This is a genomic window from Bartonella sp. M0192 (genome assembly GCF_016102305.1).
In the GTDB taxonomy this organism is placed as follows: domain Bacteria; phylum Pseudomonadota; class Alphaproteobacteria; order Rhizobiales; family Rhizobiaceae; genus Bartonella; species Bartonella apihabitans.
Genome location: NZ_JACFOU010000001.1, coordinates 1834825 through 1853090, shown reverse-complemented (window position 1 = coordinate 1853090; position 18266 = coordinate 1834825). Strand labels below are relative to the sequence as shown.

The window sequence follows — 18266 nt, the reverse complement described above, 5'->3', positions numbered from 1 at the left end:
CAAAGCGTGACAGGAAAAAGGCAGGAAATGTTACAAAAACGGAGGCCGAAGCCCCCGTTTTCAATGATCTTGGTTAACGAAAATCAGACCGAATAATACATATCGAATTCGATCGGATGAGGTGTCATCTCGAAACGCAGAACCTCTTCCATCTTCAATTCGAGGAACGAATCAATCTGGTCATCGTCAAATACGTCACCGGCTTTAAGGAAGGCGCGGTCTTTATCAAGACATTGCAATGCTTCACGCAAGCTGCCGGAAACAGTCGGGATTTTTTTCAATTCTTTTGGAGGCAGATCATAAAGATCTTTATCCATTGCCTGTCCGGGATGGAGCTTGTTCTTGATGCCATCAAGACCGGCCATCAGAATTGCCGAGAAAGCCAGATAAGGATTGGCTGTCGCGTCAGGGAAACGGATTTCTACACGTTTTGCATTTGGCGACGAACCGAACGGAATACGGCAGGAGGCTGAACGGTTACGTGCCGAATAGGCAAGCAGAACCGGAGCTTCATAACCCGGAACAAGACGCTTATAGGAGTTGGTCGACGGGTTGGTGAAAGCGTTGATAGCTTTTGCGTGTTTGATGATACCGCCGATGAAGAACAGGCAGGTTTCCGAAAGGCCGGCATATTCATTGCCGGCAAAAGTCGGTTTGCCGTCTTTCCAGATCGACATATGGACGTGCATACCCGAACCATTATCGCCAAAAATCGGCTTCGGCATGAAGGTTGCCGATTTGCCATAAGTATTGGCTACCTGATGGACGACATATTTGAATATCTGCATTTTGTCGGCTTCGCGCACCAATGTGTCAAAGCGGATACCCAACTCGTGCTGGGCGGCTGCAACTTCGTGGTGGTGCTTTTCAACGCGAACGCCCATATCGGTCAGAGCGGTTAACATTTCCGAACGGATGTCCTGACAGGAATCAATCGGAGGAACCGGAAAATAGCCGCCTTTTACGCGCGGACGGTGCCCGAGATTGCCCATCTCGTATTCGGTGTCGTCATTCGAGGGGAACTCGTTGGAGTCGAGCTTGAAACCGGTATTGTAAGGGTCATTTTTGAAGCGAACATCGTCAAACAAGAAAAATTCGGCTTCTGGGCCGACATTGACTGTGTCACCAATACCCAATGATTTGAGATAAGCTTCGGCTTTTTTGGCGGTCGAACGCGGATCGCGGTTATAGGATTCACCTGAGATCGGGTCGAGTACGTCGCACAGGATAACCATTGTGGATTGGGCGAAAAACGGATCCATATGGGCGGTCGTTGGATCCGGCATCAAGACCATATCCGACTCATTGATTGCTTTCCATCCGCTGATGGAAGATCCATCGAACATGACACCATCAGCAAATGTGTCTTCACTGATTTCAGCGATATCCATGGTTACATGCTGTAATTTGCCTTTAGGGTCACTAAAACGCAAATCTACGAAGCGAACGTCATTATCCTTAATCTGCTTAAGGATATCAGATGCAGTCGTCATATTACATTCCTTATTTAAAAGTAATAAAGGGTTGATCGGACATGCCCCGTAAATATGGGGCATGAGTTAACTTATGGCTTAGATAGCGTCTACGCCCGTTTCACCTGTACGGATGCGGATAACCTCTTCGACAGATGAAACAAAAATTTTCCCGTCACCGATGCGACCGGTTTGTGCAGCTTTGCGAATAGCTTCAATCGCCGGCTCCACGGTTTCATCGGCAACAACAATTTCGACTTTTACCTTGGGGAGAAAATCAACAACATATTCTGCACCACGGTAAAGCTCTGTATGGCCTTTTTGTCGGCCAAACCCTTTGGCTTCCGTAACGGTTATACCTTGCAAGCCGACATCCTGAAGGGCTTCCTTCACTTCATCAAGCTTGAATGGCTTAATGATAGCCTCGATTTTTTTCATATTGATTTCGCCTCCAACGTTAAACTTTAGCTTCGGTAACCGCTTTAAGTCGATTTTTCCATTATCTATTAAGTTATAAGCATGTTTTGTGCCAAGTTGGAAAAATAACGCAATAACTCAACAATATTTTGCAGGAATGCGCAATTTATAGATTGTTAACCATAGCGAATTTTGACCAAACAATTATATTGGACTTAACAATTTGTGTCGTGGATGAATAAAAAATGGGCGGCGTGATGAAAAAATATGCAACACCAAAGTTAAGTAGACATTTTCCTGTTGAACTTTTGACACCGAAAGAAATGGGGAAAGCCGATCGGCTGGCTGCCACGTTAAACGGGCATGACAGTTTCAAACTTATGGAACGCGCCGGTGAGGCTATCGTCGATATTATTTTAAATGATTATCGGTGTTGCCGAAAAATCGCTGTTTTATGCGGGCCGGGAAATAATGGCGGCGATGGTTATATGGCGGCCCATATTCTTAAAAGCCATGGTTTCGAACCGACTATATTTGCGTTAGGGAAACCAAGATCGGGAAGCGATGCCGAAAAAGCGGCTGCTTTGTGGGGCGAAAAGCGCTTGCCTTTTGATAAATTTTCTTCGCCACAGGATTTTGATGTCGTTATTGATGCCTTATATGGAGCAGGGCTCGATCGCCCTTTGGAACAAACGCTTCAGGAGAAATTGAAAAAATTGAATGAAAGTGGTGTTCCGGTTATTGCCGTCGACTTGCCTTCGGGTGTGTTCGGAGAAAGCGGGATAATAAAAGGAGAGGCTGTCAAGGCGGCAAAGACAGTCACATTTTTCAGATTGAAGCCCGGACATGTATGTTACCCCGGCAGATTACAATGTGGCGAGATCAGACTTGCCGATATCGGTATTCCGGAAAAAGTGCTGGAAATTATCAAACCGGAGCGCTTTATCAATTTTCCTTCGCTCTGGCTCAACAATTGGCCGGAACTCGATTATGATACACATAAATATCGTCGCGGACATGCGGTGGTGTTTTCCGGCCCTCAATCATCAACCGGTGCTGCACGACTTGCTGCCCATGCTGCCGCAAGAAGCGGAGCAGGGCTTGTTACAATAATTGCTCCGGAAGACGCACTTCTCGTTCATGAAATGCATCTCACCAGTATCATGCTTAAAGAAATGGGGAGCGACGCAGAAATTCTCGACTTTCTCGAAAGCCGGAAAGTGCGTTCGGTCGTTCTGGGGCCCGCATTCGGTTCATTGGAGCGTGCTTTTTCGATTGTAGAAGCAATTCTTTTGAAGAGTAAAATTTTTACACTCGTTCTTGATGCCGATGCGCTTACTGCTATCGCCAAAGAAAGTCGGAAAATATTTGCACTTATCAAACAATCACCGGTCAAGGTTATTATGACGCCACATGAAGGGGAGTTCCAACGCGTTTTTTACTCTATTTCGGAAAGCAAGGATTTGTCACGTATTGAAAAAGCCCGAAAAGCTGCGAGCGAAAGTGGTGCGGTGGTCGTCTATAAAGGTGCGGATACAGTCATAGCATCTCCAGATGGTCGCCTTGCGGTTAATGTAAATGGGACACCGTTTCTTGCGACAGCAGGTTCCGGCGACGTGCTTTCGGGAATTATCGGTGGTTTGGGTGCACAACACATGCCGATTTTCGAAGCAGCTTGCGCCGGAGTCTTTCTGCATGCGCAGTGTGCTGACCATTTTGGACACGGTATGATTGCAGAAGATATTGTTTCAGCAATCCCCTTGGTTCTTTCCGAGACAATTATGTGACTAATTTATCACTACTTAACTATAGATAGCACTTTTTTCCAATTTTGGCTTTTCATTGCGGGGGGACTGTCACATAACATCATTACAAATTTCTATTCAGTATAGCCTATCGGGCACAGGGAGAAATCCGTATGAAAATTAAAGCACTGTTGGCAGGTTCTGCTGCTGCCATGGTTATATCGAGTGCATCTTACGCTGCCGATGTTGTTGTAGCCGAGCCGGAACCCGTCGAATATGTACGTGTTTGCGACGCTTATGGACAAGGGTATTTCTATATCCCCGGAACCGACACATGTATGCGCGTTGGCGGTTATTTGCGTGCCGATATTAAAGGCGGCGATAATGTTTACGCATATAAGGGCAAAAAAGATCGTGACACCTATGCATGGCGTGCCCGCGGTGAATTGCGCTTCCAGACAGCAAGCGAAACCGAACTTGGTACTTTGCGCACCTTGGTCGAACTACGTAATCAGTGGGACGATGGCAATGATACTTTGAGCGGTCAGGCCCACTTTGCGTACATCGAATTGGGCGGTTTGCGTGTTGGTGTTGACGAATCGATTTTCTGGCATTGGACGGGCTATCTCGGTAAAGTCCTGAACGATGATGTCGTTGATCCCGGCATGTTCCAGCGTACCAATGTTTTAAGCTATACATTCTCCGCAGATAACGGCTTTTCGGCAATTATCGGTGTTGAACAAGGTACTGATAACGGCAGCGATAATGCTGGCGACAACTATTATCTAAAGGGCATGGGTAAACGGGTTGCAACCGGTGCCGGAAAAGCCAACCGCGATGACCCCAATGCGCGCCATTTCTATAGTGGTAGCAGCATTGATGATTACACACCGAATGTTCTTCTCGGTGCGAAATTCGTACAGGGCTGGGGGTCTATTGCTGCTATTGGTGCTTATGATGCACAATGGGAAGAATGGGCTGCCAAACTTCGTGTCAATTTGAACGTAACCGATCAATTGTCGGTTTGGGTTATGGGCGGTTACAAGAGCAATGACGACTATTACGCCTATGACGATGTTTATAATAATGATCGCCCCAACAGAAAGCATGATTATTATTATCGCATGCACACCAGTCAATATGGTGATTGGGGTGGCGATTGGGCCGTTTGGGGTGGTACAACCTATAAAGCCACCAAGAAGGCTTCCTTCAATTCCCAGTTGACCTATGACGATACAGATGTTTTCAGTGCATCGGTCAATATGGCTTATGAGCTTGTTCCGGGTCTCGTTGTTACACCTGAAGTTTCTTACCTGAACTTTGGTAATGACAAGAAGTGGGATGATGGTTCACGCGTTACATTCCACGGCGACAATGCCGTTCAGGGCATGTTGCGTATGCAGCGCAATTTCTAAAATCATATCCATTGATGTTTCAAATGGCGGCTTTGGCCGCCATTTTTTTTGACGAATTCCAGATGGCTTCTGATTTCCGTCTGACTTTTGAATTTATAAGATTGATTGCACGGCCATAACAAAGAGATAGCGAATGCGCGATATGATGGGACATTGAGCAAGAACAAAGAAACCAACTATTCCGGATTTCAGGCTAAAGATATTGGTTGCAGGTGAAGGCGAGAAACATTTTTAGGAAGTTAGCATCGCTTATCGGGAATTGATGTGGCTCGTCCCTTATAACGTATTCAACACATTCCTGAATGAAATGTGTTTTAAAGCGATCTCATTATCAGCTCTAAATAGGGCAACTTATCGGAACACTGAGCTAAAAATATCCCCTTGATCAACAACATACCTGCGAGAAGGGGTAGGAGAGGCAAAGCCCGTGAGAGGGATTGAGATGAGGAGCAGCCTGCAAAACATGTGAGTTGCCATTCTGCGGCATCGTTTTTGTATTTGGGTTTTTGTATTTGGCTATCGTTTTTTAAGTTCAGTTGTTTGTCTACGACAAAAATTTTCAAATTTATTGGCCTCAACAATTTCAAAAAAGGCGAAACTTTAAAAGCCACGCCTTTTTTATAATTTTTCCCGAATGCGTTTTGTTTGTCCGCGTGTTACGACACTGCTTTTTTCGTTGGCCGGCGTTCCAGAAGTTCTTTCAGGAACTGTCCGGTGTAAGAGCGCTCGACTTTCACAATATCTTCAGGACGGCCGACAGCAACGATTTCGCCGCCGCCATCGCCACCTTCCGGTCCAAGATCGATGATCCAGTCGGCGGTCTTGATCACTTCAAGATTGTGCTCGATAACAGCGACAGTATTTCCCTGATCGACAAGTTCATGCAGCACTTCAAGAAGTTTTGCGACATCATGGAAGTGAAGGCCTGTCGTCGGTTCATCCAGAATATAAAGTGTCCGGCCGGTTGCCTTGCGTGCGAGTTCCTTGGCAAGCTTTACACGTTGCGCTTCCCCACCGGAAAGGGTGGTCGCCTGCTGGCCGACCTTGACATAGCCAAGCCCGACCTTGACCAAAGTATCCATCTTGTCGCGAATGGCAGGCACTGCTTGAAAAAACTCCGCCGCTTCATCCACTGTCATATCAAGAACATCGGCGATGGATTTACCTTTATAGGTGACTTCCAACGTTTCCCGATTATAGCGTTTGCCGTGACAGACATCACATGTCACATAAACATCCGGCAAAAAGTGCATTTCGATTTTTATGACACCGTCGCCCTGACAGGCTTCACAGCGCCCGCCCTTGACATTGAATGAAAAACGCCCCGCTTGATAACCACGGGCTTTTGCTTCCGGCAAACCGGCAAACCAGTCACGTATCGGGGTAAATGCACCGGTATAGGTTGCCGGATTCGAACGCGGCGTGCGCCCGATCGGTGACTGGTCAATATCGATCACCTTGTCGAGATATTCGAGCCCCTCAATTCGATCATGTTCGGCCGGATGTTCACGGCTTCCCATGATGCGACGCGAGGCTGCCTTAAAAAGCGTCTCGATGAGGAATGTCGATTTGCCACCGCCCGAAACACCGGTGACACAGGTGAACGTTCCAAGAGGAATATCGGCTGTAATATTCTTTAAATTGTTGCCTCTCGCACCCACAACACGCAATTTCTTTGTCTTGGAAATTTTGCGGCGCTCTGCAGGTACGGGAACGAACATTTTTCCTGAAAGATATTGGCCAGTGAGGGAAGCCGGATCGTCCATAATATCTTTTGGCGTTCCTTGCGCAACAACTTTACCGCCGTTAACACCGGCAGCCGGACCGATGTCGACGACATAATCAGCAGTCAGAATGGCATCTTCATCATGTTCGACAACAATCACCGTATTGCCGAGATCACGTAAATGTTTCAGTGTTTCAAGAAGGCGTGCATTATCGCGCTGGTGTAATCCGATAGATGGTTCATCGAGAACATAAAGAACACCTGTTAGCCCCGAGCCGATTTGCGAAGCAAGCCGGATGCGCTGGCTTTCACCACCGGATAACGTGCCGGAGGCACGCGCCAGTGTGAGATATTCAAGCCCGACATCGTTCAGAAATTTCAAACGGTCGCGAATTTCTTTCAAAATGCGCGAAGCAATATTTTTCTGTTTTTCATTGAAGGTTTTGTCCACTTCCTGAAACCATTTATCGGCTTTGGAAATCGACATTTCGGACACTTCGCCAATATGAAGCTTGTTGATTTTTACGGCCAGCGCTTCCGGCTTCAATCGATAGCCTTTACATGCCGGACAAGGGGAAGACGACATATAACGCTCAATCTCTTCGCGCGACCAGGCTGAATCGGTTTCCTTCCAGCGCCGTTCCATATTCGGAATGACGCCTTCAAAATTTTTGGTTGCCGAATAGGAGCGCATACCGTCATGATAGGTAAAGGTTACTTCTTTCTTGCCGGTGCCATAAAGGATAGCATGACGGGCTTCTTCGGAAAGGTTTTTCCATTTGTCTGTGAGCTTGAAATGATAAGCTTTTCCAAGCGCTTCAAGTGTTTGATTATAATAAGGTGAAGAGGATTTCGACCACGGAGCAATAGCACCTGCTTTCAAAGACAAATTCTCGTCAGGAACCACCATGGCCGGATCAATTGCCTGTAGCGACCCCAAACCATCACAGGTCGGGCAAGCACCGAACGGATTGTTGAAAGAAAAAAGCCGGGGTTCTATTTCCGGAATGGTAAAGCCCGAAACAGGGCAGGCAAACTTTTCGGAAAAGAGTAAACGTTCATGCGTATCATTTTTCGATTTATTGGCCGAGCCTCCGGCTGTCTGTTCTTTTGGAAGCGGTTTATCGGCAAGTTCGGCAACTGCCAATCCGTCAGCGAGATGAAGACAGGTTTCAAGACTATCGGCAAGACGGGCTGAAATGTCGGGTTTTACAACAAGACGGTCTACGACAACATCAATATCGTGTTTGTATTTTTTATCGAGTTCCGGAACATCGGCAATCTCGTAAAAAACGCCGTCAATTTTGACGCGTTGGAAACCCTTTTTAAGGAGATCGGCCATTTCCTTTTTATATTCGCCTTTGCGCCCGCGTACGAGCGGAGCCAGAATATAAAGTCTCGTTCCTTCGGGGAGTGCCAGAATGCGATCAACCATCTGGCTGACAGTCTGGCTTTCAATGGGTAACCCAGTGACGGGCGAATAGGGCACACCGACCCGCGCAAACAACAAGCGCATATAATCGTGAATTTCCGTCACCGTGCCGACAGTTGAACGCGGGTTACGACTCGTGGTCTTTTGTTCAATGGAAATTGCCGGAGAGAGACCGTCAATCTGGTCAACATCCGGTTTTTGCATCATTTCCAGAAATTGTCTGGCATAGGCTGAAAGGCTTTCCACATATCGCCTTTGCCCTTCGGCATAGATCGTATCAAATGCAAGTGACGATTTACCCGATCCCGAAAGACCAGTCATGACAATCAATTTGTCTCTCGGCAGATCGAGGTCGATGTTCTTTAAATTGTGTTGGCGGGCACCACGTATTGAAATATATTTCTGATCAGACATATTTGGCCTTGCGGGGAAAGAACAAAAATGGAACACTCGCTTTCAAATAGGTGAGATGGTCAAAAATTGCAATGGTAAGATTTGGCTTAAAAAAATAACAAAAATAGAAGTTCTGTGGAAATTGCATGAATAAAACAGGCTTTTTTGCCCCAAGCTTGAAAATAGATTATATGGTGGCAAATTGAGCTTTAGCATTTAATTTTCGGCTTTTTGCCGCGTGGTTTGGAGTTTTTATAATGGCAGGCAGTGTTAACAAGGTCATTCTGGTTGGTAATCTCGGTGCAGATCCGGAAATTCGTAGAATGAATTCTGGTGATCAAGTGGCAAGTTTGCGCATTGCAACGTCGGATACGTGGCGTGACCGTAATACAGGCGAGCGTCGCGAGCGGACAGAATGGCACAGCGTTGTCATTTTTAACGAAAATCTGGTCAAAGTTGTCGAGCAATATCTTAAAAAAGGTGCGAAAGTTTATATTGAGGGGCAGTTGCAAACCCGCAAATGGCAGGATCAGAACGGCAATGACCGTTATACAACCGAGATTGTTTTGCAAAAATATCGCGGTGAATTGCAAATGCTTGATAGCCGCGGCGAGGGTGGCGGCAGCCGTCAGCAAGTGAGCGATCAATCCGGTTCCGGCGGTTTTGGTGGCGGCTACGGCAATTCCGATCAGGGCGGAAACAATCAATCTGGAAGCAATTTTTCGCGTCAGCTTGATGACGATGTTCCGTTTTGAGGCTCTAGTTCTTTAGCGATTATCCCGCCTTTCAATTGCCTTTCAATGCATGGCAGGGATATTATTGGAACTTCATTTGCATAACTCAAAAAATTGAAAAAGCTCCCCGTTTTCATTGTTTTCAAGCGAATCGCAGCTTTTGGGAATAAGTGAAGCAGGGAGTTTTTATCAGGCTGCAACTTTTATTTCTAAGACGCCTTGCCATAGAAAATAAAGCCGATATTCCAATATGTAAGATTGGCTGGATGTATAGCCTATTCCGGAGCTGTCTTGCCGGATTGTAACTCGTGTTTTCCAAAGTGTTTTGAACATGTCTTTGTTTCGGGCGTGTCCGGCAGTTTTTCATGAAAATTGGAGCGGCAACCAGCCACATGCGCAACAATCCTGAAATGATACGCGAAAAGGCGTTTGGTGGTGACGCAGTTTCAAACAATATGGAAGAGAGCCAAAATTCCGTTGGCAACGAATTGAACCGCCAATGCCGCAAGGATGACACCGAAGAGGCGGGTCAGTATTGTTCTGCCCGTTTCACCTAAAAGTCGGTCAATCGGGTGGGCAAGAAGCATGAAGCCATAACAGACAATCACCGAAATCAGAATAACAAAACAGGAAACCAGAGTGCCGACGAATCCGGGGTTTTTGCTGGCCATCAGAATAGTGGCCGAGATCGCGCCGGGTCCAGCGATCATCGGTATTGCAAGCGGGAAGGCTGCAATATTGTGAATATGATCGCGTGTAACCGCGGTTTTGACAGATTTCTGTTTTCTCGCCGAGCGTTTTTCAAAAATCATCTCGAAAGCAATCGCAAACAATAAAATACCGCCGGCAATCTGGAATGCACCGAGCGAAATGCCCAGCCCTTCCAATATTGCGCCGCCGATAAGTGCGAAAGCGAGCAGAATAACGTAAGAAATGACAGACGCGGCAATGGCTGTGGACTTGCGTTCCATATGCGTCATGTCACGCGTGAGGCCTAAGAAAATCGGCACGAGACCTACAGGGTCAATTGTAACCAGTAATGTGATAAACGCATTTAGCAACAAACCTGCGTCAAACATGATTGTTACTCCTTGGTGCGCCATCATTCGGTATGTGCCAAAATCAGGGGCTGTTGAAAACATTCATTTCAGCTCTCATGGCACAAATTCACCATAAAGTCATCCACCGATTTTTCTTGTGGCTAACTAACACACTGAAAATAATAGCCAAATCCATGCATGGAAGGGCAAGAGAAATTGGCTTTTCGGGGCATTTTTCGTTATAAAGGAAGGGCTGATTCTATTAAGGAAGTTATATAACCGTGAACGATCAAATTGTACCACCAGATTCAGGAAATCCGAACGGTATTGAACCGGTCAATATTGTAGAGGAAATGGAGCGCTCTTACCTCGATTACGCCATGAGTGTGATTGTATCGCGTGCGCTGCCTGATGTTCGCGACGGTATGAAGCCGGTTCATCGACGCATTCTCTATGCGATGAACCAGATGGGGCTTTCTTATAACAAGCCTTATCGTAAATCTGCCGGTGTTGTCGGCGAGGTGATGGGTAAATTCCACCCGCATGGCGATTCATCTATCTATGATGCGCTGGTGCGCATGGCGCAGGATTTTTCGCTGCGCGTTCCGCTTATTGACGGGCAGGGGAACTTCGGGTCGATTGACGGTGATCCGCCGGCAGCTATGCGTTACACCGAATGTCGGCTGGAAAAAGTTTCCGATAGTCTGCTTTATGACATTGACAAAGAGACTGTCGATTTTCAGGATAATTATGATGGTCGCGAGCAGGAACCGATTGTTCTTCCGGCACGTTTCCCGAACCTTCTGGTGAATGGTTCAGGCGGTATTGCGGTCGGTATGGCCACCAATATTCCGCCGCACAATCTTGGCGAAATTGTTGATGGTTGTGTCGCTCTCATTGATAATCCGGCCATAACACTTGACGAAATGCTCAAGATCATACCGGGGCCGGATTTTCCGACTGGCGGGATTATTCTCGGGCGCGCCGGTATACGTTCGGCTTATGAAACCGGACGTGGCTCGCTTATTATGCGCGCCAAAGTCGATATTGAAGAAATCCGCAATGACCGGCAGGCCATCGTTGTTACTGAAATTCCCTATCAGGTGAATAAAGCGACAATGGTTGAAAAAATTGCCGAGCTTGTACGCGAAAAACGGATTGAAGGCATTTCGGACTTACGTGATGAATCCGATCGTGAAGGCTATCGCGTTGTGATCGAGCTGAAGCGTGATGCCGTTGCCGATGTCGTTTTGAACCAGCTTTATCGCTACACGCCTTTGCAAACCTCTTTTGGCTGCAATATGGTGGCATTGAATGGCGGTAAGCCTGAACAGATGACTCTCCTTGATATGCTCAAGGCCTTTGTTCTGTTCCGTGAAGAAGTTGTTACACGGCGTACCAAGTTTTTACTGCGCAAAGCACGTGAACGTGCCCATGTTTTGGTTGGTCTGGCAATTGCTGTTGCCAATATTGACGAAGTCATCCAGCTTATCCGTAATGCACCGGACCCGCAAACCGCGCGTGACCAGTTGATGACACGCCGTTGGCCGGCTGCAGAAGTTCGCCATCTTATCGAATTGATTGATGACCCGCGTCACATTATTCATGAAGATAATACCTATAATCTTTCGGAAGAACAGGCGCGTGCCATTCTTGATTTGCGCTTGCAACGCCTGACAGCTTTGGGGCGTGACGAGATTGCCGATGAGCTCAATAAAATCGGCGCGGAAATTACCGATTATCTTGATATTCTGGGTTCCCGTTTGCGTGTTTTGACAATTGTCAAAGACGAATTGATGGCTGTTCGCAACGAATTTGCCACGCCGCGTCTTACTTCATTTGGCTCCGGTGGCGCCGAAATGGATGACGAAGACCTCATTGCGCGTGAGGAAATGGTCGTCACTGTAAGCCATAGCGGCTATATCAAGCGCGTTCCGCTCAATACTTATCGGGCGCAACATCGCGGTGGTAAAGGCCGCTCCGGCATGACAACAAAGGACGAGGATTTTGTAACCCGTCTGTTTGTTGCCAATACGCATGCGCCGGTTCTGTTCTTCTCTTCACGTGGCATTGTTTACAAAGAAAAAGTATGGCGTTTGCCGGTGGGAACACCTCAATCGCGTGGCAAGGCGCTCATCAATCTTCTGCCTTTGCAGCAAGGCGAGCGCATCACCACAATCATGCCATTGCCGGAGGATGAGGAAAGCTGGAGCGAACTTGATGTCATGTTTGCGACAACACGTGGCACTGTGCGGCGAAACAAGCTTTCCGACTTTGTACAAGTTAACCGCAATGGTAAAATTGCAATGAAATTCGACGATGATGAAGATGAAATTCTGTCTGTCGATACCTGTACAGAAAATGACGATGTGGTTTTGACCACTGCTGACGGTCAATGTATCCGTTTTGCCGTTTCCGATGTTCGTGTCTTTGCCGGTAGAAATTCCATTGGCGTGCGCGGTATCAATCTCGGTGAAGGTGATAAAGTCATTTCAATGGCTATTCTGGAGCATGTCGAAGCAACACCGGCCGAACGGTCGGCTTATCTCAAACGCGCCGTTGCCGAACGTCGTGCGGCTGGTAACGATAGCGATGATGTAACAATCAGTGACGAGGAAGAAGCAACAGGCGATGCCGAGCTTAGCGAAGCACGTTATAATGAACTTTCTCAACATGAACAGATGCTGTTGACTGTAAGTGAGTTCGGTTATGGCAAACGTTCTTCATCCTACGAATTCAGAATTTCCGGTCGTGGTGGCAAAGGAATAAGAGCGACAGATCCTTCAAAGACGGCCGAAATCGGCAAGCTGGTTGCATCCTTCCCTGTTGAGGAAAATGACCAGATCATGCTTGTTTCGGATGGCGGTAAACTCATCCGCGTTCCGGTGGCAGGAATTCGCATTGCAGGCCGGTCGACAAAAGGTGTCACGATTTTCGATACAGCCGAAAACGAAAAAGTTGTTTCGGTTGAACGTATCTCTGAATCGGAAGAGGACGATAGCGACGTTGACGAAACTGTGCCGAATGATGACAACAGTTCGTCAGGCAATTCTAATACGCAAACGGATGATTGAATAATCAAGTCATAGCAAGATGGCTGACGGGAGGTGAAAGATGAAAGTAGCAATTTTTGCTGGTTCGTTTGATCCGATTACCAATGGCCATCTCGACGTTTTGCGTGGTGCATTTGCAGTGGCGGACAAGGTTGTTGTTGCTATTGGCATCCACCCGAGCAAAGCCCCGCTTTTTACGTTTGAAGAACGTAAGAAATTGATCGAAACCGTTGCCAAGACTATTTTGAAAGACACTGAAAAGCGTTTGGAAGTTATTTCCTTCGACAATCTGCTGGTTGATAAAGCACGCGAGATCGGCGCAAATTTTATTATACGCGGTTTGCGTGATGGCACGGATTTCAACTATGAAATGCAACTTGCCGGCATGAACAGGGCATTGGCACCCGGAATACAGACATTATTCTTACCGGCAGCCGATGCGGTTCGTTCAATTTCTGCTACTCTTGTTCGTCAAATTGCGTTGATGAGGGGGGATGTTTCGCCCTTTGTTCCCGAAAATGTTGCATTGGCGTTAACAAAAAAATTCAAATCATAAATGGAGAAAGATCTTGGTTCGTAAACTTTTGGGCATTATGGCCGTTCTGTTTGCACTTTTTTCGCTTGCTCCCGTGGCTTTTGCTGCAGGTGGAGAAAATCTGGTATTAACACTGAAAGATGGTGACGTAACAATTAAGTTGCGTCCGGATATTGCTCCCAAACATGTTGCACAAATCGAAAAGCTCACCAAAGAAGGCGCATATGATAATGTCGTCTTCCATCGGGTTATTCCGGGCTTTATGGCGCAGACCGGAGATGTAAAATTCGGCAAAAAAGGCAGTCCCGAATTCAATATTCGTCGTGCAGGCATGGGTGGCTCACAATATCCCGACCTTGCAGCAGAATTTTCCAAAGTCCCCTTCAAACGCGGCACAGTCGGAATGGCACGTTCGCAAGACCCGAATTCGGCCAATTCCCAGTTCTTCATCTGTTTTGATGATGCGTCTTTCCTCAATGGCCAATACACGGTTGTTGGTGAAGTGGTAAAAGGCATGGATGTCGTTGATAAAATCAAAAAAGGGCGGGCAGATAATAACGGTTCGGTTGCTGATCCAGACGTCATTGTAAAAGCACGTATAGAGGCTACAAAATAAAGGAAAAGAAATGGCTGAGATTAAAGATCCGGAAAATACTCTGATATTGGAAACGACAAAGGGCGATGTGGTTATAGAATTATTGCCTGATGTTGCACCCGAACATGTCAAGAGAATTAAAGAATTAACCCGTGAAGGTGCTTATGACAACGTGGTTTTTCACCGCGTGATAGACGGTTTTATGGCACAGACAGGCGATGTCGAATTTGGCAAAAAAGGCGGCAAGAAATTCAATGCAGCGCGAGCAGGCATGGGTGGGTCGGACAAGCCCGATCTTAAAGCCGAGTTTTCCAATGTGCCACATAAGCGCGGTACTGCCTCTATGGCACGCAGTCAAAACCCGAATTCGGCAAATTCCCAGTTCTTTATCTGTTTTGAGGATGCTCCGTGGCTCAATCGGCAATATACGGTTTGGGGTCAGGTCATTGAAGGCATGGAAAATGTCGACAAGCTCAAAAAAGGCGAGCCTGTTAGCGATCCTGACAGCATTGTCAAAGCAACAATTGCTGCTGATAAAAAATAATTTTCAGAGTTGAACACAGTTGTTCGGAAGCTTTGATTTATGAAACTTGAAAAAAGGTGTTCTGAATAAAATTCGGAACACCTTTTGTTTTTTTAAAACGTGAAATTCCAGCACATGGAAGTTTGTATCTCTATAGAAACAGCAGCGATATAATCTTCACAAAATGATTCATGTTTGGCATTTAACGATTTGAATTTAATGTAAAAAGTTTTTGTCGATATTTTTTTATATCGTTCAGATCACCCCTTTATAAGATGTTTGGAATCGGGAACGAACGGCTAATTGGCACTAAAAAGCTTAAATGTAAAAGTGATTTTGCGCGGCGCTAAAAACCGGATTTTCATTATTTTTCTTATGTAAAATATGCTGATATTCATTCGGTTTATTGCAGGGAAAGCTCCTGAATAACCTGACTAGAATATATCCGGCTTCAATGCATTTCCTGATGTTTTCCGAAAACCTCCGCCATTTTTCATTTTAATCCGAACTTGACGCTAACTTACCTGTAGAAGTTGAAATGCCCTTTTAGTGTTTTGACAGAAACACTTGATAAAAACACGATTTTTAGCCCGAAAAATCGCGTTATATCCGCATTCCTTTTTTGAAGATACTCTGTGACAAATGACAGATTTAGCCCTACAAAACCGCTTCACACTTTTCGAAAAAATTGGTTTTAGCAGCGCATTTTAATCCCGAAAACCGCTTCACACTTTTCGGAAAATGGGTTTTTAGCAGCGCATTTTTGCTTCCGAAAACCGCTTCACACTTTTCGGAAAATGCTTTAGTAAAAAACCATTACCAAGTATCCTTGGCAGGGCCTCCATTTCGGCTGGTCGTTTAATCTGATATAACAGTGCGACAAGCCTTATCCGCTTGTCCGATTTATGAATGTGCGTGCGCTCTTATGCAAGTTGATCTTTTTGATTTCGAATTACCTGAAAAACAAATCGCTTTGCGACCTGCAGTGCCGCGAGAAAGTGCCCGTCTTTTACATGTCGGAAAAGGCGGGTGTCTTGAAGATCTACATGTGCGCGATTTACCCTCACTTCTCAAAAAAGGCGACGCACTGGTTTTCAATGATACCAAGGTTATAAAAGCCCAACTACAGGGAGAACGGCGGCGCGGTGCCGCTATTGCCCATATTGGCGCAACACTTCATAAACGCGTAAGCCCCAATGAGTGGCTTGCTTTTGTTCGTCCGGCCAAACGTTTAAAAATTGGCGAAACAATTGTTTTCAACAAGAAGGATCCAAACCTTGACGATGATGACAAGCTTGTTGCCGCGGTTCGTGAAAAAGGCGAAAACGGCGAAATGCTGTTGGAATTCGATAAATCGGGTGCAGAGCTTGATCGTGAAATCGCGCTTATCGGCCACATGCCTTTGCCACCCTATATTGCTTTGAAACGGGGCGAAGACAAGCGTGACGAAACCGATTATCAGACAGTCTATGCCCGCGAAGAAGGTGCGGTTGCCGCGCCGACTGCCGGTCTTCATTTTACCAAGGATTTGATGCAGCAAATCAAAGATCGGGGTGTCGAAGAATATTTTGTAACGCTCCATGTCGGCGCAGGCACATTTTTACCTGTCAAGGTTGACGATACAAAAGATCATAAAATGCATTCTGAAATCGGCCATATAGATCAACAAACGGCAGATGCATTAATGGCTGTGAAAAAACGCGGTAACAGGGTGATTGCTGTTGGCACAACGGCTATGCGACTTCTGGAAAGTGCTGCGGATGAAAACGGGCAACTTGATGCGTGGGCCGATTCAACTGATATTTTTATAACACCAGGTTATCATTTCCGTTTTGTCGATTGCCTGATGACCAATTTCCACTTGCCGCGCTCGACATTATTCATGCTTGTATCGGCTTTTAGCGGGCTTGATGAAATGAAACACGCCTATCAACATGCTATCGAAACAGGCTATCGTTTTTATTCTTATGGCGATACAAGTTTTCTGGAACGAAAAGATTAGGAACAATGAGCGAAACCTTCACCTTCAAGAAAATTACTGAAGATGGTCACGCGCGGCGTGGCGAAATTACAATGCCGCGCGGCAAAGTCCGCACACCTGCTTTTATGCCGGTAGGAACCGCCGGTTCGGTGAAGGCAATGTATATGGAGCAGGTTGAAGAGCTCGGTGCCGATATTATACTCGGCAATACTTATCACCTGATGTTGCGCCCTGGTGCAGAACGTATTGCAAGATTGGGCGGCCTTCATGTTTTTGCTCGTTGGCCAAAACCTATTTTGACTGACTCCGGCGGGTTTCAGGTTATGTCACTTGCAGGACTGCGGAAATTGACCGAAAAGGGCGTGACCTTCCAATCGCATATTGATGGTGCGCGTTATGAGCTGACACCGGAACGGTCGATCGAAATACAGTGCCTTCTTGATTCCGACATCCAGATGCAACTCGACCAATGCGTTGCCTTGCCTGCATCATTCAAAGAAATGGAAAAGGCAATGGAATTGTCTTTACGCTGGGCAGAACGTTGCAAAACGGCATTCGGGAACCAACCGGGCAAGGCGATGTTCGGTATCGTTCAGGGTGGGGATAATGCAAGTTTGCGGGAACGGTCGGCAAATGCTTTGAAGGATCTCGATTTGAAAGGCTATTCCATTGGCGGCCTGGCGGTAGGTGAGCCGCAAAATGTCATGATGGATATGCTTGATGTGACCTGTTCGATTTTGCCGCAAGATAAACCGCGTTATCTGATGGGGGTTGGCACACCTGATGATATTTTAAAAAGTGTGGCGCATGGCGTTGACATGTTCGATTGTGTCATGCCGACAAGGGCAGGCCGACATGGTTTGGCATTTACCAGATTTGGTAAAATCAATTTGAGAAATGCAAAACATGCCGAAGATCCGCGCCCGCTAGACCCTCAATCTCCCTGTCCGGCGGCACGGGATTATAGCCGTGCTTATCTTCACCATCTTGTAAAAGCGGGTGAACCATTGGCCGGAATGGTGATCACGTGGAACAATCTCGCTTTTTACCAGCAATTGATGCAAGGCATAAGAGACGCGATCGAAGCACATCGTTATGCCGATTTTGTAGCCGAAGTAACCGAAGAGTGGAATAGGGGCGATAGAGCAGATTGATTTAAAAAAGCTCTACTCAATTGAATTTCTCTCGTTGTATTCATTTTCAGA

Annotated in this window: 13 protein-coding genes; 9 read left to right on the top strand and 4 right to left on the bottom strand. The window is 46.5% G+C overall.

Translation table 11 applies throughout. The annotated features are described in order from the left end of the window. Positions 1 to 83: 83 nt before the first annotated feature. Together glnA and H3S82_RS08085 are read right to left on the bottom strand one after the other, a co-directional pair. Positions 84 to 1493, bottom strand: coding sequence for a type I glutamate--ammonia ligase (gene glnA / locus H3S82_RS08090; protein WP_077971776.1), 1410 nt, complete (start codon positions 1491 to 1493; stop codon positions 84 to 86). A 78-nt stretch (positions 1494 to 1571) separates the two neighbouring features. Further along, positions 1572 to 1910, bottom strand: coding sequence for a P-II family nitrogen regulator (locus H3S82_RS08085; protein WP_075870859.1), 339 nt, complete (start codon positions 1908 to 1910; stop codon positions 1572 to 1574). A 236-nt stretch (positions 1911 to 2146) separates the two neighbouring features. On the opposite strand from H3S82_RS08085, the gene H3S82_RS08080 reads away from it, so the two are divergent. Then, positions 2147 to 3676: an NAD(P)H-hydrate dehydratase gene (locus H3S82_RS08080; protein ID WP_246785254.1), complete on the top strand. Its 1530-nt coding sequence runs from the start codon at positions 2147 to 2149 to the stop codon at positions 3674 to 3676. A gap of 131 nt (positions 3677 to 3807) precedes the next feature. Then, entirely contained in the window at positions 3808 to 5049 is a 1242-nt protein-coding gene (locus tag H3S82_RS08075) for a porin (protein ID WP_078039644.1), read from the top strand. 656 nt (positions 5050 to 5705) lie between these two features. Here H3S82_RS08075 and uvrA read toward each other — a convergent pair. Next, entirely contained in the window at positions 5706 to 8621 is a 2916-nt protein-coding gene (uvrA, locus tag H3S82_RS08070; protein WP_198233216.1) for an excinuclease ABC subunit UvrA, read from the bottom strand. Between the two features lie 236 nt (positions 8622 to 8857). Here uvrA and H3S82_RS08065 point away from each other — a divergent pair, with 236 nt between their 5' ends. After that, entirely contained in the window at positions 8858 to 9355 is a 498-nt protein-coding gene (locus H3S82_RS08065; RefSeq protein ID WP_198233069.1) for a single-stranded DNA-binding protein, read from the top strand. A 425-nt stretch (positions 9356 to 9780) separates the two neighbouring features. On the opposite strand, the gene H3S82_RS08060 is transcribed toward H3S82_RS08065, so the two are convergent. Beyond that, positions 9781 to 10413 carry a MarC family protein gene (locus tag H3S82_RS08060; protein WP_198233068.1) on the bottom strand — a complete coding sequence of 211 codons (633 nt, stop codon included), beginning with the start codon at positions 10411 to 10413 and terminating at the stop codon, positions 9781 to 9783. Positions 10414 to 10655: 242 nt separating this feature from the next. Here H3S82_RS08060 and gyrA point away from each other — a divergent pair, with 242 nt between their 5' ends. The 6 genes from gyrA (at position 10656) to tgt (ending at position 18215) form a co-directional block, all read left to right on the top strand. Further along, positions 10656 to 13448 carry a DNA gyrase subunit A gene (gyrA, locus tag H3S82_RS08055; RefSeq protein ID WP_369458785.1) on the top strand — a complete coding sequence of 931 codons (2793 nt, stop codon included), beginning with the start codon at positions 10656 to 10658 and terminating at the stop codon, positions 13446 to 13448. Positions 13449 to 13488: 40 nt separating this feature from the next. After that, the gene (gene coaD, locus H3S82_RS08050) at positions 13489 to 13983 is read left to right on the top strand and encodes a pantetheine-phosphate adenylyltransferase (RefSeq protein ID WP_198233067.1); all 495 of its coding nucleotides are present in this window, start codon (positions 13489 to 13491) and stop codon (positions 13981 to 13983) included. A 37-nt stretch (positions 13984 to 14020) separates the two neighbouring features. Continuing rightward, positions 14021 to 14578 (top strand): peptidylprolyl isomerase, encoded by a 558-nt coding sequence (locus H3S82_RS08045; protein ID WP_198233070.1) that lies wholly within the window; start codon positions 14021 to 14023, stop codon positions 14576 to 14578. Between the two features lie 10 nt (positions 14579 to 14588). Next, the gene (locus tag H3S82_RS08040) at positions 14589 to 15101 is read left to right on the top strand and encodes a peptidylprolyl isomerase (RefSeq protein ID WP_077971764.1); all 513 of its coding nucleotides are present in this window, start codon (positions 14589 to 14591) and stop codon (positions 15099 to 15101) included. 904 nt (positions 15102 to 16005) lie between these two features. Continuing rightward, complete coding sequence (gene queA, locus H3S82_RS08035; RefSeq protein ID WP_198233066.1) at positions 16006 to 17082, top strand: tRNA preQ1(34) S-adenosylmethionine ribosyltransferase-isomerase QueA; 1077 nt, start codon at positions 16006 to 16008, stop codon at positions 17080 to 17082. A gap of 5 nt (positions 17083 to 17087) precedes the next feature. After that, the gene (gene tgt / locus H3S82_RS08030) at positions 17088 to 18215 is read left to right on the top strand and encodes a tRNA guanosine(34) transglycosylase Tgt (protein ID WP_198233065.1); all 1128 of its coding nucleotides are present in this window, start codon (positions 17088 to 17090) and stop codon (positions 18213 to 18215) included. Positions 18216 to 18266: the final 51 nt, after the last annotated feature.